The organism is Affinundibacterium danionis, assembly GCF_042432465.1.
Lineage (GTDB): Bacteria > Pseudomonadota > Gammaproteobacteria > Burkholderiales > Burkholderiaceae_D > Undibacterium > Undibacterium danionis.
Window position 1 is genome coordinate 25,628 of the sequence record NZ_JBHLXJ010000009.1, and the last position, 19,220, is coordinate 44,847.

A 19,220-nucleotide genomic window follows, 5' to 3' on the forward strand; every position below is an offset into this window, starting at 1 on the left:
AAAGAACGAAGATAAAAAACAAAAATGAAAAACCAAAAGAAAAGTAATCTCACCACGGCACTAATTTTAGCCTCGGTTGTGCTAGTGTTTTTTATTGGCATTTTTGTTAAGCAGACTTTGTTTCGCTGAGCTTGAATCGGATTAGGCATGTCGGATGAACTAAAGCAAGAAAATAAGCAAGAGAACAAGCAGGAAAATAGGCAAGAGATATCAGAAGTTCAAGTTGAGAATAAAAAACTTAATTTCCTGATGTTGAAGAAATTAGTTGTCATTGCCGTTGTGATGTTTGGTTTTGGCTATGCTTTGATTCCGATTTATAAGCAGATTTGTGAAATTACGGGCATCAATATTTTGACGCCTAAAGATATTTCTGCTGATGCGGTAGTGAATTCGCAAGTAGATAAGAGTCGCTTGGTAACAGTTGAATTTGATGCGAATACACAAGGTCCATGGCGGTTTCGCCCTACTGTGTCGAGCTTGCAAGTTCATCCTGGTGAAATGGCGCAAGTCGTGTACGAGGTTGTGAATAAGCAATCTTATAAAATGGATGCGCAAGCGATTCCTAGCTATGCGCCGCAGCAAGCTGCAGCATTTTTCAAAAAGATGGAGTGTTTCTGTTTTAAGCAGCAGACTCTGGAAGCAAATGAAGCACGTCAAATGCCCGTATCATTTTTTATTGATCCTGCATTGCCAAAAGAAGTAAAGACTATTACTTTGTCTTATACTTTTTTTGAGGTTGGCCTCCAGCCGACGACTGGTAAAACTGGATCATAAGATACGGGCAAGAGATGGATGACTTAAAACAGGCAAGCAAACGCAAAGCCTCATTTTTAGCAACAATGAAGGCGGTGTTGTGGTCGTTTTTGGGCATACGTAAGAGAAGTGCCTATGAAAAGGATGCAGCACAGTTGAATCCAGTTCATGTCATTATTGCAGGTTTGATAGGTGCGGCGATCTTCATTACGATCCTGATTGTGATTGTAAAAAACGTCGTAGCGAAATAAAAAATTAGTGAATTTTAGTTAATAAATTAGTTAATAATTGAGTTTAAAAAATTGTATCGGGAGATGGAAATGAGTTCTCATAACGCTAGTGCACCGCACTATTTCGTGCCAGGTCCTTCACAGTGGCCAGTATTAGGTGGCATTACTTTACTGCTGACTATGCTTGGCGCATCCGCTTGGGTAAATGGCGCAACTTGGGGTGCTTACCTGAATTTCGCAGGTATTCTCCTGACATTAGTCGTTTTGTATAAATGGTTCGGTGATGCTATCGCAGAATCTGAAGGCGGCAAATACAGCGCTCGGATTGATACATCTTTCCGTTGGAGTATGAGCTGGTTCATTTTCTCTGAAGTGATGTTCTTCGGCGCATTCTTCGGTGCCTTGTTTTATGCACGTAGCATCACGATGCCGTGGTTAGCTGATTTGGATCATAAAGTATTGTGGCCTGATTTTGCTGCAGTTTGGGGTGGAGTTGGTCCAGCGGGTACTGTGGAAACATTTAAGACCATGGGACCTTTCCCTATTCCAACGATCAATACAGCGTTGTTGTTGGCGTCAGGTGTTACTTTAACTATTTCTCACCATGCTTTACGTGAAGGTCATCGTGCGAAAACTTCATTTTGGTTGTTTGCGACGATCTTGTTGGGCGCAGTTTTCATGGGCTTCCAAGCTTACGAATACATGCATGCATATAGTGAATTAAATCTGAAATTGACTTCTGGTATTTATGGTTCTACGTTTTATATGTTGACAGGTTTCCATGGTTTCCACGTTACTATGGGTGCGATTATGTTGTCTGTGGTTTTATATCGTCACTTAAAAGGCCATTTCACTCCAGATCATCATTTTGCGTTTGAAGGCGCTGCTTGGTATTGGCACTTTGTTGACGTAGTATGGCTGGGCTTGTATGTTGTTGTGTACTGGTTGTAATGCATTGATTTAATTAAACAAAAAGCCGCACTAAGTGCGGCTTTTTGTTCATACAGAGATACGGTATTAATGAATGCTAATGAATATTAGTGAATGCCAGTCGGCTGTATTAAGCCAAAGTGATGCGCGATCAGAATTAAGATAAACAAACTAACTGAGAAGCCGACACGAAAAGCCAGAGCTTTCACTGTACGGTTGCTCTTACCTTTATCTTTCATTAAGTAGATTAAAGCTGAGCCCAGACTGAACAGTATCAGTAAGAAGGCGATGGCGACCAAGATTTTCATGTGACTCACTTTTTCTGCAAAAGCCTTATTGTAATGCTTAAGTCTATTTTGATCCGTATCTTGCCTTTTGTTGTGACCGCTTTGTTGTGCGCCTTGGGTATTTCTTTGGGAAATTGGCAAACCAGGCGCGCGGAAGAGAAGGAAATTTTGGCGCAGCTCATGCAAGAGCAAATGCAAAAGCCAGCACTGAACTTCACTAAGGACATGTTAGCGACGGACTTGAAAGTATTTCAACGACTTAAATTGCGAGGCCAGTTTGTCAGCAATTGGCCTCTGTATTTGGATAATCGTCCCTTACATGGCACAGTCGGTTTTTATGTCTTGATGCCATTCAAGTTGGAAGATAGCGACGTAAGCATTTTGGTGGCGCGCGGTTGGTTTCAGCGTAATCCGGTAGAACGCACTAAAATGCCGGAGCTTGTCACTGAGCAAGGAATAATAGAACTTGAAGGACTTGTTCGTGATCATTTAGATCGCACCATGCAGCTTGGGCAAAACGAGGCATTGAAGGCTGGTGCGATTGTGCAAGGTTTGTCTTTGGATGATTTGCGCAAGCAAAGTGGTTTAAAAATGATAGATAGAGTGCTTGAGCAAACTTCAGATGCTAACGATGGACTAGTCCGTGACTGGCCTAAGCCTTCTGCTGGTTCTGATAAGCATAGAGCATATGCATTTCAATGGTATGGATTAGCCTTAATGGCCGCCATCTTTTTTGTAGTGACAGGAATTCGTCGTGGAAAACGTAGACAATAGAAAAATCGCAGGTCGTTGGAAATTATTCGCTGTGCTCGCCGTATGCGCTGCACCTATGATCGCATCGTATTTTACTTACTATGTGATTAAGCCTCAGGCAAAAAATAACTATGGAACCATTATAGATCCACGTCAGTACCCTATGCCTGAGCTAACGATGACGAATGAGGAGGGAGCGAAGCCTGCCACCTTAAGCGAATTAAAAGGCAAATGGCTGATGTTGCAAATTGATACGGGAAATTGCGCCGAAGCTTGTCAGCGAAAATTGCTTGAAATGCGGCAATTACGCCTCGCGCAAGGTAAAGCGATGGATAGGATAGAGCGGGTTTGGTTAATTACCGATACTCAAGCGCTTGATGCCCAAATAAAAGCGGGTATTGCAGGTACCCACTTATTGCGTACTGATCGCGCGGCATTAGAGAAATGGTTGCCTACTGAGACTGGCACGCAGATTCAAGATCATATCTATGTGATCGATCCATTGGGTAATTTGATGATGCGTTTCCCTAAGGATGCTGATCCGAATAAAGTTAAAAAAGATATTGGGAAATTGCTCAAGGCCTCAGCCATCGGTTAATTGACTAGTTCTCTTTTTTATCTGTTTGCGCTGCGTTAGTTGCGCTTATCTGGACTTTTTATGTTTATCCAAATCGCTATTTATGGACTATTGATCGCCTTATTTCCCTTGGCGATTGTTTGGGCTTCCAAGGACAGTAATAAATACCGCAAGTTAATTGCGGTGACTTTGTTTCTTACCTTTGATTTGATTATATTTGGCGCGTTTACACGCTTGACTGATTCTGGCTTGGGTTGCCCTGATTGGCCGGGTTGCTACGGTCAAGCAAATCCTTTTCAGGCGCATAACGAGATTAAGGCTGCGGAAGCCTTGATGCCGACCGGGCCGGTAACGGTCATGAAGGCTTGGATAGAAATGATACATCGCTATTTGGCGACCTGTGTTGGCGTCTTGATTACCGCTCAGATGATCATTGCATGGTGGCGTCGTTCTAGCTTGCGTCATTCTCCTTGGTTGGCGACTACCTTGTTTGTCTTAGTGCTGATACAAGGTGCATTTGGCAAATGGACGGTCACTATGAAGTTGCAGCCGATTATTGTGACCATTCATTTATTGCTGGCCTTGACTCTGTTGTCGCTGTTGGTTTGGGCTTGGATGCGAGAATCCCCACCTTTGGTGGTGTCGGTTCAAGCATGGCTACGACGATTGCTACCAATTGTGTTCTTGGTGCTGTTGGCGCAAATTGCTTTAGGCGGCTGGGTTAGCACCAATTATGCGGCATTGGCCTGTCATGATTATCCGTCTTGCAATGGTGAAGTAATACCTGACTTGGATTTTGAGCACGCCTATGTTTTGTGGCGAGAATTGGGTAAAACCGCCAGTGGTGATTACTTGCCGCACTCGGCCTTAGTCACCATACAATGGGTACATCGTAGTTTCGCTTGGATCGTTTTCCTGAGTTTAGGCTTGACAGCATTTCTATGTCGAAAGCATGAGGTTTTGAGGGCGAATAGTAATGCGATTATTGCGGTACTTTTAATGCAATTCTTAAGCGGTGTCGCGACGGTCTATTTTTCTTGGCCCTTAGCGATTGCTGTTTTGCATAATGCGGGTGCTGCCTTACTTGTGCTGTTGCTGAGCATGTTAAACTATCGAGCTCGCGCCAGCACTTAAGCTAGGCATGATTTGAATTCCTAATTGCCATTTCCCCAAAAGCACCACATTTACATGACTAAACCCAGCACTTTGAGTAATCGTTTTTTTCAATACCTCGCTCTGACGAAGCCTAGGGTGACGCAGCTCGCTGTGTTTTGTGCGGTGATTGGCATGTTTTTGGCAACGCCCACTTTGCCAGATTGGAAAATACTCGTCGCCGCAACGATAGGTATTTGGCTACTCGCGGGAGCTGCTTTTGCTGTCAACTGTTTGGTAGAGCGGGAAATTGATGCACGTATGGCGCGCACAGCACGTCGTCCTAGCGCACAAGGCGAATTGAGCACCCAGCAGATTTTGATTTTTTCGGCGTTGATAGGTGGTGCCGGTATGTGGGTGCTCTATGCGCTCGTAAATCCTTTAACAATGTGGCTAACTTTCGTGACCTTTGTTGGCTATGCCGTGATTTATACGATAATTTTGAAGCCTGCAACGCCGCAGAATATCGTGATTGGTGGCTTGTCCGGTGCTATGCCACCAGCACTTGGTTGGGCTGCGGTGGCCAATGAAGTGCCTATGCAGGCATGGTTGCTGGTGTTGATTATTTTTGTCTGGACCCCGCCCCATTTTTGGGCCTTAGCTATGTATCGTCGTGATGATTATGCAAAGTCGGGTTTGCCTATGCTTCCTATCACTCATGGTTTGGAATTCACTCGTTTTCATATTTGGCTCTATACCATCGTTTTATTCGCAACTACCTTGTTACCTTACGCTGTCAAGATGAGCGGCCTAATTTATTTGGTCAGCGCGGTTCTTTTAGGCTTGGGTTTCTTATGGTATGCGTGGCGTATTTATCGCCACTATGACGATGTGTTGGCGCGTAAAACTTTTACCTTTTCTATCGTCTATTTATCTTTGTTGTTCGTTGCGCTCTTAGTCGATCACTACATAAAGCTGTGATATGAAAACTTCTTCTTTAGCTTCACGTTTGCGCTCACCTTTGTCCTCATCTTTGAGTCGTCGCGGATTATTAATTCTGTCTTTGGTGGCGGCATTTAGCCTAGCCGCATGCAATAAGACTGAAACCGCAGAAAAATTTATCAATACCGATTTAACGGGTTTGCCATACGGTAAAGAATTTACCTTGACCGACCAGAATGGTAAAACTCGCACGCTGCAAGACTTCAAAGGCAAAGCGGTCGTTTTGTTCTTTGGTTACACCCAATGTCCAGATGTTTGTCCGACCACGATGTTTGAAATGGCCAAGGTTATGACGCAGTTGGGGCCTTTGGCTGATAGAGTACAAGTGCTCTTTGTCACCGTCGATCCTGAGCGCGATACGCAAGCTTTATTAGCTGCTTATGTTCCTAATTTTGATAAGCGCTTTTTAGGTTTATATGGAGATGCAGCGGCGACCGCTAAAGTGGCTAAGGAGTTTAAGGTGTTTTATCAAAAGAGCGCAGGAACAACACCGGAAAACTACTCCATGGATCACACTGCAGCGAGCTATGTATTTGACCCAGAAGGCCGCATTCGTCTCTACGTTCAATATGGACAAAAGCCAGAAGCCATTGTGCATGATTTAAAGATTTTGCTGAAATAAGTATCCGGTTCAAAATACTCGGAACAAAGAAGTAGCGAAGGATAAAGTAAAAGAAAAAGGCACCCAATCTACATTGAGTGCCTTTTTTAATGCTTACTAACTTTGACAATAGTTGTAAATCTTAAATCTTAAGCATAGCTACTTAAAGAGCTTTTCATTTTTTTCAAAGCAGCGCTTTCGATTTGACGTATGCGTTCTGCTGAAACGCCATATTCATCCGCCAGATCATGTAAAGTCGCGCCAGAGCCATCATCATTTTGTAACCAGCGTGATTCGATAATATGGCGTGAGCGTGGGTCAAGTTTCGCTAATGCGGACTCTAAGCCTTCACTTTGTAAGCGATCATATTGCTGTGCTTCGATAACTTGAGTCGGCTCTTCCGCTTCCGTTTTTAAGTAAGCGATAGGTGCGAATTTCTCATCTTCGTCATCGCTAGAGCCATCCAAAGCGACATCACGACCAGATAAGCGCATTTCCATTTCAATTACGTCTTCGCGCTTAACGTCGAGCTTGCTAGCCAGGCTATCAATTTGTGAAGGTGTCATGGAATCCAGACCTTCTTTGTTTGAACGCAGATTAAAGAATAACTTACGTTGTGCTTTCGTTGTCGCGACTTTCACTAAGCGCCAGTTTTTCAAGATGTATTCATGCATCTCCGCTTTGATCCAATGCATGGCGTAGGACACCAAGCGGACTCCTTGATCAGGGTCGAAGCGTTTGACGGCTTTCATTAAGCCAATATTACCTTCTTGAATCAAATCAGCATGTGGTAAGCCATAACCTAAGTAGCCACGAGCGATGGAGACTACCAGACGCAAGTGCGACATAACTAATTGTTGCGCGGCATTGAGGTCATTATGTAATTTTAATTTTGTCGCGAGGTTAATTTCTTCTTCGTGCGACAACATAGGCAAACGATTGACGGCAGAGATATAGGCATCAATATTGCCCAGCGTGCCAGTGAAACCCAGTGCTAAAGCGGTGCTGTCCGAAGAATGCAAAATGCCTTGTGCTGATGTTTGTGTCATGTTTCCTCCTGATATCAAATCAGATTAATTCCGTAAAGCGGTGCCAAAAATTATTTTCAGGCACTTTCAAGTTCTAATATTAGCACTCAATCGGGATGAGTGCTAATTATCTGTTTATTTAGTCGAATTTCAAGAGGGATGTGTAAAAAATTTAATTTTTTACCGATTATTTGAGATGCTTTTTGATTATCGAAAAGCGCTAATGATCATGTGGTTTAAGAAGCTAAGTATCTGATATCAATGAGGAATTTTCGACAATTGACGTCTGACCGATAAATAAGCGCCGCACAGACCCAAAATCTTACTCATAAGGATTAAACCTAGGCTTGGTAGTAGCCCTAGTGGACTAAGATGAAATTCGGATGCATATAATTTTGCAAATTCAGCGATAGCTTGGTTGAGTGGATGTAAAGATAAGGCGACCAAACCCAATGCCATGCCACCCGCTAGTATGCCAAGCATTGCACCTGTGTAGTAATAGGGTTTATGAATAAAGCTATTAGTCGCGCCTAACATGCGGCTGACACTGATCTCTGCTTGATGTGAGATCACTTGCAAGCGGGTAGCGTTAAACACCACCACGATCACCACAACGGCTAACGTCCCTGCGAGGAATAATAATGCCATCTGCAATACTTGTAATAAAGCTGCTAGACGTTTGACCCACTCAGAGTCAACTTGGACAACATCGACATTATCTAAGCCGCGCAAACTGGCTGTGAGTTGCTCGGCTTTATTGCTATCCGCATTGGCAAGAGACAGTACATAAGCATCGGGTAGTGGATTGCCTCCCAAAGTTGCCAACACTTCCGCGAGGCTATTGGTACCTTCCATGGCGGCTAAGGCTTTATCTTTTGGGACAAATTTTACTTTGGCGCTGACTTTGAGGTCTTTTAGTACATTCCTGATCGGTGCCGCCATCGCTGCGGCATCGGTAGTGGCTAATTCGGGTTTTAAAAATACACTGATCTCGGGCTCGATGGAAAGTTGGGAGGCTACGGGACGTATATTTTCTAAGACGGTCAAACCCGCGATAGGCAACGCGAGCGCAATGGCGACGACCAGTACATTAAACAGAAAATTACCTGGTGCTGCGCGCAAGTGAGTGAGCGCTGCACGCAGGGCGTAGGCATGTTGACGAAACCAGTTAGTCATAATGAGATTTTATCCTTACGAATCTTTTTTAAGCATGTGCCATTGAGGTGAGGGGAGTGGCACCGCTTAGCGCTACAGCAGCCTCGGCAGCCTCAGTTGAAACCGATGGAATTACCGCAGAAGTCCAAGAATCAGTGACTTCGCCTTTGCTTAAATAAATAACCCGATTTGCTTGCTCTAAAAATTGCTCATCGTGACTGGAGATAATGCAAGTCACGCCCGAGCGCTGAAAGGCCTTTAATGCATTGATGACGATCACTGCGTTTTCCCGGTCTAAAAAGGCGGTTGGTTCGTCGGCTAGGATGATCTGTGGGCGATTGACAATGGCACGTGCGATGGCAACACGCTGTTGCTCGCCACCAGATAACGAGAGCGGCGAAGCATCCGCTTTGTCTTGTATATTTAAACGCTCTAATGCTGCGTAGGCTCGGGTTTCCGCATCCGCCATCGATTCGCCCACTACGATCATGGGTAACATCACATTGGCTAATACGCTGCGATCTAGTAACAGACCTTGTCCTTGCAAAATCAGCCCCAGTTTGCGCCGCAGGTAGGGCAGGCTGCCACTTTTCAATTTGCTGATGCTTTGACCATTCATCATGACCATGCCGCTACTTGGTTTTTCCAGACCCGCGATCATTTTGAGTACGGTAGATTTGCCCGCGCCCGAAGGTCCGGCTAAAAAAACCAACTCACCGTCACCAATAGAAAACGAGACATCGCGTAAGGCGTAAATGTCGTTGGTATAGGCTTTCGATACATGTTGAAATTCAATCATTGCGATTTATCTCTCTTTTGACACTGTCATCACTCAGTTATTACTGGGCTAATGCTTAGTTGCTGCTTAGTTACTACTCAATTGAGTAAAGCATCTACAAATTCTTGCGCATTAAAAGCTTGTAAATCTTCAATTTGCTCGCCAACACCGATGAAATACACAGGAATCGGACGAGTTTTAGCAATCGCCGCCAAGACGCCACCTTTGGCGGTGCCGTCTAATTTAGTGATGATCAAACCAGTCAATTGCAATGCATCGTCAAAAGCTTTGACTTGTGCCAAGGCATTTTGTCCGGTATTGCCGTCTATGACCAGCAAGACTTCTTGCGGTGCACCGTCCATGCCTTTGCCAATAACGCGTTTGATTTTCTTGAGTTCTTCCATCAAATGCAATTGAGTTGGTAAGCGTCCTGCGGTATCCACCATGACCACATTGGTACCACGTGCTTTAGCGGAAGCGACGGCGTCAAAGGCGACTGCCGCCGGATCACCAGATTCCTGCGCGATGACGGTAATGTTGTTACGTTCGCCCCAAACCATCAATTGCTCGCGGGCTGCAGCACGGAAAGTATCGCCAGCCGCTAAAACCACCGACTGATTATGTACTTGCATATGTTTAGCCAGTTTGCCGATAGTCGTAGTTTTGCCTGCGCCATTGACGCCAGCAATCATCATGACTAGTGGTTGATGACGACCTAGTTCAAATGGTTTTTGTAAAGGCGTTAACAAGTCGAGTAATAAGCTTTTGAGCGCCGTTTTGACTTGTTCGGCTTCAGTTAATTTTTCTTCTTTGACTTTGCGCTTGAGATGATCCAATAAATGCACGGTGGCTTCGACGCCGGCATCAGAAGTTAATAGAGCGGCTTCTAATTCCTCATACAAATCCTCATCGATTTTGGCACCAACGAACAAAGTCGTTAAATTCGACGAGGTTTTTGCCAAGCCTTGCTTTAAGCGGGCTATCCAAGACAGCTTGGCAGGTGCCGTTTCAGGGACTACCTCGGGTTTTACTTCTTGCGCTGCGGTGACTTGAGGTGACGCATCAACTGCTGCGGTCGTTGGGTTATTGGGTGTCGCGTCGGAAGCTGTTAGTCCGCTCCCCGCATCCTTGACCACTTGGGCGCTCTTGCTGACTTCAGCGTTGGCATCGGTACTGGTATCAGCGCTGCTATTGGTGGAGACTGGCTCGGGTGTTTTTTTTCTGAAAAAGCTAAACATGGATCGGTGTTGGCTCAAAAATAGTAAGTGTTGAGAGGGTTCGTGGCAGTCGCATCTCACTTCAATTGCATTTGACTTGTCAAATATTTACGTCAAATCAGGAAAATTGACCTTGAAGATCAGAGAACGACAGACCTGCTACGAAAAACCTTTAGAATGCTGCCATTCTAACAGAGCACACCGACGATTTTCTGCCGCCGCTATGAATCACAACAAGAATCACACTAATCAAAGTTCGCCTGCAAAGCACCCACCATCCAAGCGGGCTAATCATAGCCAAGCTAGTCACCAAATCCGAATTATTGGCGGCGATTGGAAGCGCACCCCTTTGACGGTCATCAGCGCCGATGGTTTGCGCCCTACGCCTGATCGAGTGCGTGAGACGGTGTTTAATTGGCTCAACCATTTGTTCCATAGTCGGTGGCCGCAAGTTACTTGTCTGGATATGTTTGCGGGTAGTGGTGCCTTGGGTTTTGAAGCCGCCAGTCGTGGTGTGGCTAAAGTCCTCATGTTTGAAGCGTTTACGCCCGCTTTCAAACAATTGGAACAAACTAAGGCTAAGTTAAAAGCAGAACAGATTAGTTTGCAGCGAGGCGATGCTTTACTTTTGGTGAAGCATCTCATTTCTCGTGGTGAGAAATTCGACTTGATATTCCTTGATCCGCCATTCAATTTGGGTTTTTTAGAAAAAATTCTGCCATTTTGTCGAGATTTGTTAGCGCCAGAAGGCGTTTTATATGTCGAGTCGGAACAAGCTTTAAGCTCGCAACAAGATGTTTCTTTGCCAGATTGGTGCGCGGGTTGGCAAATCGTGCGACAAGATAAAGCGGGCAGCGTGTACTTTCATTTGTTGCAACGCAACACCCAGTCCGGTGAAGCCGATTAAAATCTGGGATAATGCGCATCTAAAATTAAATATCAAGTCTTTCTACAGCTTGCAACTGTTGATAAGAACCTGATAAACAATCGCACACTACACACCAAGGAAAAGAAATGGTTACAGCTGTTTATCCAGGCACCTTTGATCCGCTCACGCGCGGCCATGAAGACTTGGTACGTCGTGCTTCGGGCTTGTTTGATACATTGATCGTCGGTGTTGCCGACAGCAAAAATAAAAAGCCTTTTTTCTCGCTCGAAGAACGCTTAAGCATCGCTAATGAAGTTCTTGGACATTATCCTAACGTTCGAGTCGAGAGCTTTTCGGGTTTGCTCAAAGACTTTGTCCGTAAGAACGATGCGCGGGTCATCGTGCGTGGCTTGCGTGCAGTTTCTGATTTTGAATATGAATTCCAGATGGCAGGCATGAATCGTTATTTATTGCCCGATGTTGAAACCATGTTCTTAACGCCATCTGATCAATATCAATTTATTTCCGGCACCATCGTGCGTGAGATTGCCCAATTTGGTGGTGATGTTTCAAAATTTGTGTTTCCTTCTGTCGATGCATGGTTGAAGAAGAAAATCACTGAGCAAAATAAATAGCAAAAACTAAGTAGCAGAAATTAAGCACGAAAAATTAAGCAACAAAGACTAAGTGGCAAAGATTAAATATGGCTCTATTAATTACCGATGATTGCATCAATTGCGATGTATGTGAACCTGAGTGTCCTAATGAAGCGATTTATATGGGGCCGGAGATTTACGAGATTGATCCCAATAAATGCACGGAATGTGTAGGCCATTACGATGAGCCGCAATGCCAGCAAGTCTGCCCAGTTAGCTGCATTCCGTTCAATCCAGCGTGGCGCGAGAGCAAAGAGCAATTGATGGCGAAATATGAAGCGCTGCAAGCTGCTGCTAAAAAATCTTAAAATTTCAAACTTAAAACTCGAAGTTGGGACTTGAACTTGTGACTATCACTGGCAAGAATTAATACAAATTAATCTTCCAGTGATTCGCAAACGCGATTTCGTCCTTGTTCTTTCGCTTCATACAAAGCTCGATCAGCGCGTAGCAATAATGTCTGTGCTGCGTTCTCAATTTCCCCCAGATTATGATCATCCGATAGTGTCGCTATGCCTATCGATAAAGTGACATCGCACAAGCCCGTCATACTCAACATAAAGGTTTTATCGGCGACACTTTTACGTATGCGTTCTGCTACGTGTTTGGCATCAGTGTGATGGGCATTCACCAGTAAGACGATAAATTCTTCACCGCCAAATCGACCCAAAGTATCACTTAGACGAAGTTCTGCTTTGATACGTTTCGCCGTTTCTTTTAAAACTTCATCGCCACCGTGATGGCCGTGTACATCATTGATTTTTTTGAAGTGATCAATGTCCAGATACATGCATGAAATGCCGTAATGCTGGCGGCGCGCACGCGCAATTTCTTCCAGCATACGTTGCTCTACATGGCGCCGATTGCTGACATTGGTTAAGGCATCGGTGAGTCCGATTTGCGTCAGTCGTTCGCTATTGATCACGTTCTCAAGACAGATGGCGATGATAGAGCCAAGTCGCTCGATAAAATCAGTCCCCATATCACTAATGAAGCGTTCCGGCTTGTTGCTACCTAAATTTAAACTGCCTAATAGTTTGCTTTGGCGTATTAATGGGATGATGGCGACGCTGGAAGCTTGTTCGAAACAAGGTGCAAAAAATTTCGCGTGCTGTGAGGCTTGATATCGACCTAGTACGGGTTTTTTCAAAGGCTTTCCATATTGCCGCAAATCAGTTTCGTTTTGGACAAATAGCAGGAAAGGAAACTCGGTATTGTCGATCTTGAGATCAGCCAGCATCTCTTGCAAATTATGCTGAGAGTTGATTAAAGAAAGCGTCACTTGATCGAGTTCACAAATTTCTGCCAGCGTCACAAAAATGTGTTGAATCAGTTCGCGAAAACTTTGTGAACCTATGAGTTGAATATCCAGTGTTTGGTGGCGGGATAAGATTTCCTGATTGTGACGTGCTTCCATCAGCAAATCATTTAATTGTGCCCGTACTGCATCGAGCTCTTGTTGCACAGCATCCCCATGTTGACTGGTCGTGACGGTAAATGACTTATCCATGAAATCTCTCGCGAGCTGTGGTTTGAATAAAAGCTTTTTTGCAACAATGTCATCACTGTATCACAGCCAGCTATTAGCAACAATTGTCAATAATCACCAATCAGTTACTCATCAATGCCGATAAAAATGCCAATGTCAACTCACACTGTCTCTTCTAGCGTGGGTCGCGGAGATTTGTTTTTGTCTGCTTTTACTCGAATGGATTATCTTATGTAAGCACGTGTAAGCACGCAAAAAAAATCCCGGATGACAACCATCATCCGGGATTTTATTGGATTGCTTATTGGACGGTTTAGACGTTAAACAAGAAGTTCAAAACGTCGCCATCTTTCACCACGTATTCCTTACCTTCAGCACGCATCTTGCCCGCTTCTTTTGCACCTGCTTCACCTTTGTGGGCGATGTAGTCGTCGAAAGCAATGGTTTGGGCGCGGATGAAGCCGCGTTCAAAATCAGTATGAATCACACCCGCCGCTTGCGGTGCTGTATCACCGATATGTATGGTCCATGCGCGCACTTCTTTGACGCCGGCGGTGAAGTAAGTTTGCAAGCCTAAGAGTTTAAATGCGGCACGAATTAGGCGATCTAGGCCTGGTTCTTCCATGCCCATATCTGCCAAGAATTCGGTTTTGTCGGCATCATCTAAGTCTGCAATTTCAGATTCGATAGAAGCGCAAATTGCCACGATAGGGGCATTTTGAGACGCAGCGTAAGTCGTTAATTGATCGAGTAAAGGATTGTTGGTGAAGCCGTTATCCGACACGTTGGCGACATACATGGCTGGCTTTGCCGTGATTAAACACATAGGTTTGATCAAGGCCATTTCTTCTTTATCTAAACCCATGGCGCGGATTGGTTTGGCGTCGTTCAAACCAGGCATGATTTTCTCAAGCAAAGTCACTAGTTTCAGCGCATCTTTATCGCCGGAGCGGGCTTTTTTGTTTTCGCGATGGATGGCTTTTTCTACCGAACCCATATCCGCCAAGCACAGCTCAGTTTGAATGACTTCGATGTCGTCTAAAGGACTAACTTTGCCCGCGACGTGGATCACGTTGTCGTCTTCGAAGCAACGTACTACGTTCACAATCGCATCTGTTTCGCGAATGTGCGCTAAGAATTGGTTACCCAAGCCTTCGCCTTTGGACGCGCCAGCAACTAAGCCCGCGATATCGACGAATTCAACGATGGCGTTTTGCACGCGTTCTGGTTTAACGATTTCTGATAATTGCTTTAAACGCGGATCTGGTACTTCGACTACGCCGACATTGGGTTCTATCGTACAGAAAGGATAGTTTTCTGCCGGAATGCCTGCTTTGGTCAAGGCATTGAAAAGTGTAGATTTGCCGACGTTAGGCAGGCCGACGATACCGCATTGAAGACTCATGATGAACTTTACTTAGAAAAAACTGAGAAAAATTGGGAATAAATTGAATTCACTCAGGTGTATCAGACAGAAATAGAACAAGTACAAAATTTCAACGCATGCTTGGAAATTTTGAAATATTCTAAAAATAAGGCGCTATTTTACACCAGCACCTTTCGAAACATGCTATTTGCGCGGTTCGTGGGTGGTAGAGCGAGTAATGTTTGGACTAATGATAAGGCTAATTTCAGCTTGCTGGATGAACATCGTAAGCGATCTTGGTACCCGATAATCGATGCAGGAAAATAGCCAATAAAATGGCGGCGACCGTCAGTCCCAGAACCAATCCTATCCAAAAGCCCGCCGCTTCCATAGGCTGTGCTGGATGCCACGGGAACCAACTGGGCGCCAAGCCCAAAATGCCACCTATGGGTAAGGCAAAACCATAAAACGCCATGATGTGAATTAGCATGGGAATACGCGTAATTTTATAACCGCGCAGGGCGCACGATAGCGTCACTTGTGCCGCGTCAGATAGCTGAAAAATTGCTGCGAGCAAAAGAAGATTAGCCGCTACCGCTTGCACCGCAGGATCCGAGGTGTAGGCGGCTGCCACCTGATGTCGGAACAAAGTCATCAAGGTGGCTGAAAATACAGCGAACACTAAAGACACGCCAACCCCAGTCCAGGAAATAAAGCGTGCCCGAACGACATCGCGCTCCCCCAAAGTTTGACTAACTCGCGTGGTCAAGGCGATACCTAAACTCATGGGTATCATGAAGGCCAGTGAAGAAAAATTGAGCGCAATTTGATTGGCAGATATTGCAACCACACCAAAGCGCGCGACCAATAAACCCACGGCACAAAACGCCGATACTTCCACAAAATAGGTCACGCCTATCGGCAGGCCAATACGCAACATAGACCGAATCTCGCTCCATTTGGGCGCTTCTTTGTGAGTGAATGGAAAGGTTTGCTTGTACGCTTGGGCGCGATGAGTCCACCAAATCATGGCACCCAGCATCAGCCACATTCCTACGCCTGTGGCGATCGCACAGCCGGTTGATCCTAATTGCGGGAAGCCCCATTTGCCATAGATGAATAGCCAATTGACTACGATATTGAATGCTAAGCCGAGTAAGGCAATGACCATTACAGGCTTGGTGTGATTCAGGCTAGTCGTGTAACTATACAAAGCGCGATACATAGCGAACGCTGGCATACCGATACTGATCACGCGTACAAACTCGGTCGCTTTAGCTTGGACGAAGGGCTCTAATTGTAAATAGTCGAACACGCCCGTAGACAGATTAAGGACAAGGCAGGCAACAAGGCCAACACCCAAACCCATCCACATCGCCTGGCGCATGATGTGGGGAATTTTGTTAAATGCCGAGGCGCCCACTTCATGCGCTACCACCGCATTGACCGAAATCATGACGCCCATGACGGTTACCAAAATAATCGACCAGAGTGAAGCGCCTAAGGCAACGGCTGCTAAATCTTGAGCGCTAAGATGGCCGGTCATTGCCACATCAGCAACAGACATGCCTACAGTTGCTAACTGACCAATCAAGACTGGCCATGCGATTTGCCAAAGTTGGGCAACTTCGGTGCGGATTTGGGTTTTCATTGATGAGGAGAGCGGGCTTTTAGATTGACAGGTATCTTACCTGAAGTGCCAAAAATGGTGGTTGTTGTGGTTTTTTAAATTTTGCTAAATCCGCTTGACAAAGGGGATGGTTGATCTTAAAGTGATATCACTTTGATTTCTATTTACCTGTTGCCGTTAAGGTAAATTCATGCAGTTTTTTTATGGAGAATTTGATGAGTACAGAAAATCAAGGAATAACAAAAAAAGTTATTCAAGAGCGTCAATTGCAATCCTTAGATGGTTATTTCATGTTGTTGTGCGGCGTGGCTTTGCACATAGCGGGGATTGTTTTGTTGCTTACCGGAACCGAGCCACATTTGTTGACCATAGCCCTTAAGCTTTTGTTAAATGTGATAGGCACGATGATTTTTGCGGGTCTGTATATGTTGCAACCGAACGAGGCTGCATTGCTTTCTTTGTTTGGTCAATATAGAGGGACGGATCGCAGTGAAGGTTTGCGTTGGGCAAACTTTTTGTACACCAAACGCAAAGTCAGTTTGCGCGCACGCACTTTGAATACACCGCCTTTAAAAGTAAATGATAAACGAGGCAATCCCGTAGAAATCGGCGCTGCCATCGTGTGGCGGGTGAAAGAGACGGCATTAGCGATTTATAACGTCGATGATTTTGAGCGTTTTGTGCAGGTGCAGGCCGAGGCGGCCTTACGCCATCTCGCATCTCAGTACGCTTATGACGATGCTGAAGACTTGGCTGAAGGCGAGACAACTTTGCGTTCTGGAATGGATGTCGTGGCCGATGCGATGCGTCAAGAATTACACAATCGCTTTGTGGCGGCTGGTATTGACGTTGAAGATGCCAAATTGACGCATCTGGCTTACGCGCAAGAAATCGCGCAAGTGATGTTACGTCGTCAGCAGGCTGAAGCCATTATCAGCGCACGTAAAAAAATTGTGCATGGCGCGGTGAGTATGGTCGAGGAAGCTTTGCAAGGTTTGTCAGAAAGAAAAATTGTCGAGTTGGACGATGAGCGCAAAGCCGCAATGGTCAGTAATTTGCTAGTGGTCTTGTGTTCGGACAAAGAGACTCAACCCGTGATCAATACAGGCACTCTGTATAATTGAGTATATGGGAGATCTGAGATGGATAGTATCTTGCCAGTGATTTTGATTATTATTGTCGCGATGTTGGCGCCACGGAATAGGACTTGCGCAAAACAGACGCTGGCGTCGTTGTGTTCGCCTCGTCGTACATTTGTACTGTCTTCGGCTCCACGCCTAGCCAGCGCAATTTTGCGTAAGTCCTAAAATAGACAAAAAATAGCTCAAAAAAAAGTAAAGCCACGCGCTGGTGTTTGTTGAAGGCCAAAGCCAGCGCGCATCACCGTAAAAATTAGGAAAGTGAAATCTGTGACTGAAATTACACAAACCAAATATCAAACACGCCAATGGGTAACTCTGATGTGGGTGTTTTTACCCTTGCTAACTTTATGTGTCGGCTTGTTTGATGGCCGACAACTGCCTTTTGCTTTGCTGCTGAAAAGCTTGTTCTTGATCGCGGTAATTAATTTGGTGGTGTTAAGCATCTTCGGTCACTTGACGATCAAGTTGGATGAGCACAGCTTGCAGTGGCAATTTGGTATTTTTCCTTGGCCAAAATGGCAGTTAGATTTGTCCGAGATAAAGCAGGTCGAGGTTTGCCAAACGCAATGGTTTGAAGGTAAAGGCATACGTTTTACGCGTGAAGGTATGTTGTATAACGCGGCTGGTAACGGTGCTGTGCGTATCACAAAAGCCGATGGCAAAAAAATCCGCATTGGCTCGGCAGAACCTGAAGTCTTATGCGCTCGATTGTCGGTTTTGTTGTTGAATCAAGCTTCGACTCAAGCTTCGAATCAAGCGAGATGAACGACGAGTTCGTTTGCCCCTACATGGTTTGATCAAATTAGTATCTTGGTAGCAGTTCTAAAATATTCTTGATGGATTATGGCAAGCCCAGGTAAAAAATCATTTCCCTTACGTATCGATCCCGTTCTCTGGACGGAGATCGAACGCATGGCTGCGCAAGAGCTACGCAGCGCGAATGCGCAAGTGGAATATTTGCTGCGGCAAGCCTTACTTCAACGCGGCAGAAAAATACCTGCACCTGGCGAACAAGAGCTTGGTTCGGATTTGGATTCGTGAAGTTGTTAGATTGAGATGTATGTGGAGCTTTGACTATTTAGTAATCTACGCGTCACTCGCTTGTCTCGTATATTGAGTCCTATGTATGACTAAGCCCAGAACTTAATCCACATTTTGGTTTGAAGTTGCATGCAATTGCAAAAGAAGTTTTGCAAAAAAATCCCTCCTTGGTTTTACCTTTCCCTACAGCTTTGAATAATTTGTCCAGCGCTCAATTGAGTAACTGCGCGAGCATCGTTAGTGCACGCCTCCGTCATTTTCTACTCCGCACGGGCGTGTTATTGAGCATTATACGTGCTTTAAACATATGACTTATGAATAATTTATTTCATTTTTTACTTATTTTCTGAAAAGAAAATAAGTGCGTGAATTTGTAAATAAAATCAAGAAAATTTTGCTGTTAATACCACTTTAAATGTCTTTTTGAAATTAAATTTTCATTTTTACCATGATAAGTGCGGCATTTATACATCACTGCTCAATTAAAGAGAAAAGATGTTTACGTCCAAAATGTAAATTCTTGTATTATTACGAGTTGCTTTACCTTAATAATGAAAATATTATTTCATAATTGATGGGCAGGGAGGGGAGAAGTTGCCCTGTTTTGTCGCAGTATGTAAATTTT

Annotated in this window: 24 protein-coding genes; 16 read left to right on the forward strand and 8 right to left on the reverse strand. The window is 44.8% G+C overall.

The genetic code is table 11. The features are described 5' to 3' along the window. Nucleotides 1–24 precede the first annotated feature (24 nt). The 4 genes from ACFFJH_RS08395 (at nucleotide 25) to ACFFJH_RS08410 (ending at nucleotide 1,934) form a co-directional block, all read left to right on the forward strand. Complete coding sequence (locus tag ACFFJH_RS08395) at nucleotides 25–129, forward strand: cytochrome oxidase small assembly protein (protein ID WP_222612416.1); 105 nt, start codon at nucleotides 25–27, stop codon at nucleotides 127–129. Nucleotides 130–147: 18 nt separating this feature from the next. Then, nucleotides 148–774, forward strand: a complete 627-nt coding sequence (locus tag ACFFJH_RS08400; protein ID WP_390211624.1) for a cytochrome c oxidase assembly protein — start codon at nucleotides 148–150, stop codon at nucleotides 772–774. A gap of 14 nt (nucleotides 775–788) precedes the next feature. Next, nucleotides 789–1,004: a DUF2970 domain-containing protein gene (locus ACFFJH_RS08405; RefSeq protein WP_390211625.1), complete on the forward strand. Its 216-nt coding sequence runs from the start codon at nucleotides 789–791 to the stop codon at nucleotides 1,002–1,004. Between the two features lie 69 nt (nucleotides 1,005–1,073). Beyond that, on the forward strand, nucleotides 1,074–1,934 hold the full coding sequence (locus tag ACFFJH_RS08410) for a cytochrome c oxidase subunit 3 (protein WP_390211626.1): 861 nt from the start codon (nucleotides 1,074–1,076) through the stop codon (nucleotides 1,932–1,934). Nucleotides 1,935–2,020: 86 nt separating this feature from the next. Here ACFFJH_RS08410 and ACFFJH_RS08415 read toward each other — a convergent pair whose 3' ends face one another. After that, complete coding sequence (locus ACFFJH_RS08415; protein WP_390211628.1) at nucleotides 2,021–2,221, reverse strand: twin transmembrane helix small protein; 201 nt, start codon at nucleotides 2,219–2,221, stop codon at nucleotides 2,021–2,023. A 33-nt stretch (nucleotides 2,222–2,254) separates the two neighbouring features. Between ACFFJH_RS08415 and ACFFJH_RS08420 the strand changes: the two genes are divergently transcribed. The 5 genes from ACFFJH_RS08420 to ACFFJH_RS08440 are packed head-to-tail and all read left to right on the forward strand — an operon-like array spanning nucleotide 2,255 to nucleotide 6,246. Continuing rightward, nucleotides 2,255–2,974 (forward strand): SURF1 family protein, encoded by a 720-nt coding sequence (locus ACFFJH_RS08420; RefSeq protein ID WP_390211630.1) that lies wholly within the window; start codon nucleotides 2,255–2,257, stop codon nucleotides 2,972–2,974. 55 nt (nucleotides 2,975–3,029) lie between these two features. Then, the gene (locus tag ACFFJH_RS08425) at nucleotides 3,030–3,551 is read left to right on the forward strand and encodes an SCO family protein (protein ID WP_390212386.1); all 522 of its coding nucleotides are present in this window, start codon (nucleotides 3,030–3,032) and stop codon (nucleotides 3,549–3,551) included. 60 nt (nucleotides 3,552–3,611) lie between these two features. After that, complete coding sequence (locus ACFFJH_RS08430) at nucleotides 3,612–4,664, forward strand: COX15/CtaA family protein (RefSeq protein ID WP_390211632.1); 1,053 nt, start codon at nucleotides 3,612–3,614, stop codon at nucleotides 4,662–4,664. Between the two features lie 54 nt (nucleotides 4,665–4,718). Then, entirely contained in the window at nucleotides 4,719–5,603 is an 885-nt protein-coding gene (gene cyoE, locus ACFFJH_RS08435) for a heme o synthase (RefSeq protein ID WP_390211634.1), read from the forward strand. A gap of 1 nt (nucleotide 5,604) precedes the next feature. Next, nucleotides 5,605–6,246, forward strand: a complete 642-nt coding sequence (locus ACFFJH_RS08440) for an SCO family protein (protein ID WP_390211635.1) — start codon at nucleotides 5,605–5,607, stop codon at nucleotides 6,244–6,246. Between the two features lie 128 nt (nucleotides 6,247–6,374). Here ACFFJH_RS08440 and rpoH read toward each other — a convergent pair whose 3' ends face one another. From rpoH to ftsY, 4 genes are all read right to left on the reverse strand, one after another. Then, complete coding sequence (gene rpoH / locus ACFFJH_RS08445; protein WP_390211637.1) at nucleotides 6,375–7,274, reverse strand: RNA polymerase sigma factor RpoH; 900 nt, start codon at nucleotides 7,272–7,274, stop codon at nucleotides 6,375–6,377. A gap of 237 nt (nucleotides 7,275–7,511) precedes the next feature. Beyond that, complete coding sequence (locus tag ACFFJH_RS08450; RefSeq protein WP_390211639.1) at nucleotides 7,512–8,429, reverse strand: cell division protein FtsX; 918 nt, start codon at nucleotides 8,427–8,429, stop codon at nucleotides 7,512–7,514. A gap of 28 nt (nucleotides 8,430–8,457) precedes the next feature. Continuing rightward, nucleotides 8,458–9,207: a cell division ATP-binding protein FtsE gene (locus ACFFJH_RS08455; RefSeq protein ID WP_390211641.1), complete on the reverse strand. Its 750-nt coding sequence runs from the start codon at nucleotides 9,205–9,207 to the stop codon at nucleotides 8,458–8,460. Between the two features lie 77 nt (nucleotides 9,208–9,284). After that, complete coding sequence (ftsY, locus tag ACFFJH_RS08460) at nucleotides 9,285–10,424, reverse strand: signal recognition particle-docking protein FtsY (RefSeq protein ID WP_390211643.1); 1,140 nt, start codon at nucleotides 10,422–10,424, stop codon at nucleotides 9,285–9,287. Between the two features lie 202 nt (nucleotides 10,425–10,626). Here ftsY and rsmD point away from each other — a divergent pair, with 202 nt between their 5' ends. The 3 genes from rsmD (at nucleotide 10,627) to ACFFJH_RS08475 (ending at nucleotide 12,235) form a co-directional block, all read left to right on the forward strand. Continuing rightward, nucleotides 10,627–11,310, forward strand: coding sequence for a 16S rRNA (guanine(966)-N(2))-methyltransferase RsmD (rsmD, locus tag ACFFJH_RS08465; protein WP_390211645.1), 684 nt, complete (start codon nucleotides 10,627–10,629; stop codon nucleotides 11,308–11,310). Nucleotides 11,311–11,417: 107 nt separating this feature from the next. Continuing rightward, a complete protein-coding gene (coaD, locus tag ACFFJH_RS08470; RefSeq protein WP_390211647.1) occupies nucleotides 11,418–11,906 on the forward strand; it encodes a pantetheine-phosphate adenylyltransferase in 489 nt (162 codons plus the stop codon). A 68-nt stretch (nucleotides 11,907–11,974) separates the two neighbouring features. After that, the gene (locus ACFFJH_RS08475; RefSeq protein ID WP_390211649.1) at nucleotides 11,975–12,235 is read left to right on the forward strand and encodes a YfhL family 4Fe-4S dicluster ferredoxin; all 261 of its coding nucleotides are present in this window, start codon (nucleotides 11,975–11,977) and stop codon (nucleotides 12,233–12,235) included. Nucleotides 12,236–12,303: 68 nt separating this feature from the next. Here the strand turns inward: ACFFJH_RS08475 and ACFFJH_RS08480 are convergent, their stop codons facing one another. The 3 genes from ACFFJH_RS08480 to ACFFJH_RS08490 form a co-directional block, all read right to left on the reverse strand. Further along, complete coding sequence (locus ACFFJH_RS08480; protein WP_390211651.1) at nucleotides 12,304–13,437, reverse strand: GGDEF domain-containing protein; 1,134 nt, start codon at nucleotides 13,435–13,437, stop codon at nucleotides 12,304–12,306. A gap of 292 nt (nucleotides 13,438–13,729) precedes the next feature. Continuing rightward, complete coding sequence (gene ychF / locus ACFFJH_RS08485; RefSeq protein ID WP_390211653.1) at nucleotides 13,730–14,821, reverse strand: redox-regulated ATPase YchF; 1,092 nt, start codon at nucleotides 14,819–14,821, stop codon at nucleotides 13,730–13,732. 226 nt (nucleotides 14,822–15,047) lie between these two features. Then, nucleotides 15,048–16,433 carry an MATE family efflux transporter gene (locus tag ACFFJH_RS08490; protein ID WP_390211654.1) on the reverse strand — a complete coding sequence of 462 codons (1,386 nt, stop codon included), beginning with the start codon at nucleotides 16,431–16,433 and terminating at the stop codon, nucleotides 15,048–15,050. A gap of 194 nt (nucleotides 16,434–16,627) precedes the next feature. Between ACFFJH_RS08490 and ACFFJH_RS08495 the strand changes: the two genes are divergently transcribed. The 4 genes from ACFFJH_RS08495 to ACFFJH_RS08510 all read left to right on the forward strand — a co-directional run bounded on the left by ACFFJH_RS08495 (nucleotide 16,628) and on the right by ACFFJH_RS08510 (nucleotide 18,595). Next, the gene (locus tag ACFFJH_RS08495; RefSeq protein ID WP_390211655.1) at nucleotides 16,628–17,536 is read left to right on the forward strand and encodes an SPFH domain-containing protein; all 909 of its coding nucleotides are present in this window, start codon (nucleotides 16,628–16,630) and stop codon (nucleotides 17,534–17,536) included. 18 nt (nucleotides 17,537–17,554) lie between these two features. Continuing rightward, on the forward strand, nucleotides 17,555–17,719 hold the full coding sequence (locus ACFFJH_RS08500; RefSeq protein WP_390211657.1) for a hypothetical protein: 165 nt from the start codon (nucleotides 17,555–17,557) through the stop codon (nucleotides 17,717–17,719). A gap of 102 nt (nucleotides 17,720–17,821) precedes the next feature. After that, on the forward strand, nucleotides 17,822–18,319 hold the full coding sequence (locus ACFFJH_RS08505; RefSeq protein WP_390211659.1) for a hypothetical protein: 498 nt from the start codon (nucleotides 17,822–17,824) through the stop codon (nucleotides 18,317–18,319). Between the two features lie 78 nt (nucleotides 18,320–18,397). Further along, nucleotides 18,398–18,595 carry a type II toxin-antitoxin system antitoxin gene (locus tag ACFFJH_RS08510; RefSeq protein ID WP_390211660.1) on the forward strand — a complete coding sequence of 66 codons (198 nt, stop codon included), beginning with the start codon at nucleotides 18,398–18,400 and terminating at the stop codon, nucleotides 18,593–18,595. The last annotated feature ends 625 nt before the right edge of the window (nucleotides 18,596–19,220 follow it).

Excerpts from the sequence above, each read along its gene's own strand:
- ACFFJH_RS08395 (WP_222612416.1), top strand. The coding sequence starts at position 25 with ATGAAAAACCAAAAGAAAAGTAATCTCACCACGGCACTAATTTTAGCC.
- ACFFJH_RS08400 (WP_390211624.1), top strand. The coding sequence starts at position 148 with ATGTCGGATGAACTAAAGCAAGAAAATAAGCAAGAGAACAAGCAGGAA.
- ACFFJH_RS08405 (WP_390211625.1), top strand. The coding sequence starts at position 789 with ATGGATGACTTAAAACAGGCAAGCAAACGCAAAGCCTCATTTTTAGCA.
- ACFFJH_RS08410 (WP_390211626.1), top strand. The coding sequence starts at position 1,074 with ATGAGTTCTCATAACGCTAGTGCACCGCACTATTTCGTGCCAGGTCCT.
- ACFFJH_RS08415 (WP_390211628.1), bottom strand. The coding sequence starts at position 2,221 with ATGAAAATCTTGGTCGCCATCGCCTTCTTACTGATACTGTTCAGTCTG.
- ACFFJH_RS08420 (WP_390211630.1), top strand. The coding sequence starts at position 2,255 with ATGCTTAAGTCTATTTTGATCCGTATCTTGCCTTTTGTTGTGACCGCT.
- ACFFJH_RS08425 (WP_390212386.1), top strand. The coding sequence starts at position 3,030 with ATGATCGCATCGTATTTTACTTACTATGTGATTAAGCCTCAGGCAAAA.
- ACFFJH_RS08430 (WP_390211632.1), top strand. The coding sequence starts at position 3,612 with ATGTTTATCCAAATCGCTATTTATGGACTATTGATCGCCTTATTTCCC.
- cyoE (WP_390211634.1), top strand. The coding sequence starts at position 4,719 with ATGACTAAACCCAGCACTTTGAGTAATCGTTTTTTTCAATACCTCGCT.
- ACFFJH_RS08440 (WP_390211635.1), top strand. The coding sequence starts at position 5,605 with ATGAAAACTTCTTCTTTAGCTTCACGTTTGCGCTCACCTTTGTCCTCA.
- rpoH (WP_390211637.1), bottom strand. The coding sequence starts at position 7,274 with ATGACACAAACATCAGCACAAGGCATTTTGCATTCTTCGGACAGCACC.
- ACFFJH_RS08450 (WP_390211639.1), bottom strand. The coding sequence starts at position 8,429 with ATGACTAACTGGTTTCGTCAACATGCCTACGCCCTGCGTGCAGCGCTC.
- ACFFJH_RS08455 (WP_390211641.1), bottom strand. The coding sequence starts at position 9,207 with ATGATTGAATTTCAACATGTATCGAAAGCCTATACCAACGACATTTAC.
- ftsY (WP_390211643.1), bottom strand. The coding sequence starts at position 10,424 with ATGTTTAGCTTTTTCAGAAAAAAAACACCCGAGCCAGTCTCCACCAAT.
- rsmD (WP_390211645.1), top strand. The coding sequence starts at position 10,627 with ATGAATCACAACAAGAATCACACTAATCAAAGTTCGCCTGCAAAGCAC.
- coaD (WP_390211647.1), top strand. The coding sequence starts at position 11,418 with ATGGTTACAGCTGTTTATCCAGGCACCTTTGATCCGCTCACGCGCGGC.
- ACFFJH_RS08475 (WP_390211649.1), top strand. The coding sequence starts at position 11,975 with ATGGCTCTATTAATTACCGATGATTGCATCAATTGCGATGTATGTGAA.
- ACFFJH_RS08480 (WP_390211651.1), bottom strand. The coding sequence starts at position 13,437 with ATGGATAAGTCATTTACCGTCACGACCAGTCAACATGGGGATGCTGTG.
- ychF (WP_390211653.1), bottom strand. The coding sequence starts at position 14,821 with ATGAGTCTTCAATGCGGTATCGTCGGCCTGCCTAACGTCGGCAAATCT.
- ACFFJH_RS08490 (WP_390211654.1), bottom strand. The coding sequence starts at position 16,433 with ATGAAAACCCAAATCCGCACCGAAGTTGCCCAACTTTGGCAAATCGCA.
- ACFFJH_RS08495 (WP_390211655.1), top strand. The coding sequence starts at position 16,628 with ATGAGTACAGAAAATCAAGGAATAACAAAAAAAGTTATTCAAGAGCGT.
- ACFFJH_RS08500 (WP_390211657.1), top strand. The coding sequence starts at position 17,555 with ATGGATAGTATCTTGCCAGTGATTTTGATTATTATTGTCGCGATGTTG.
- ACFFJH_RS08510 (WP_390211660.1), top strand. The coding sequence starts at position 18,398 with ATGGCAAGCCCAGGTAAAAAATCATTTCCCTTACGTATCGATCCCGTT.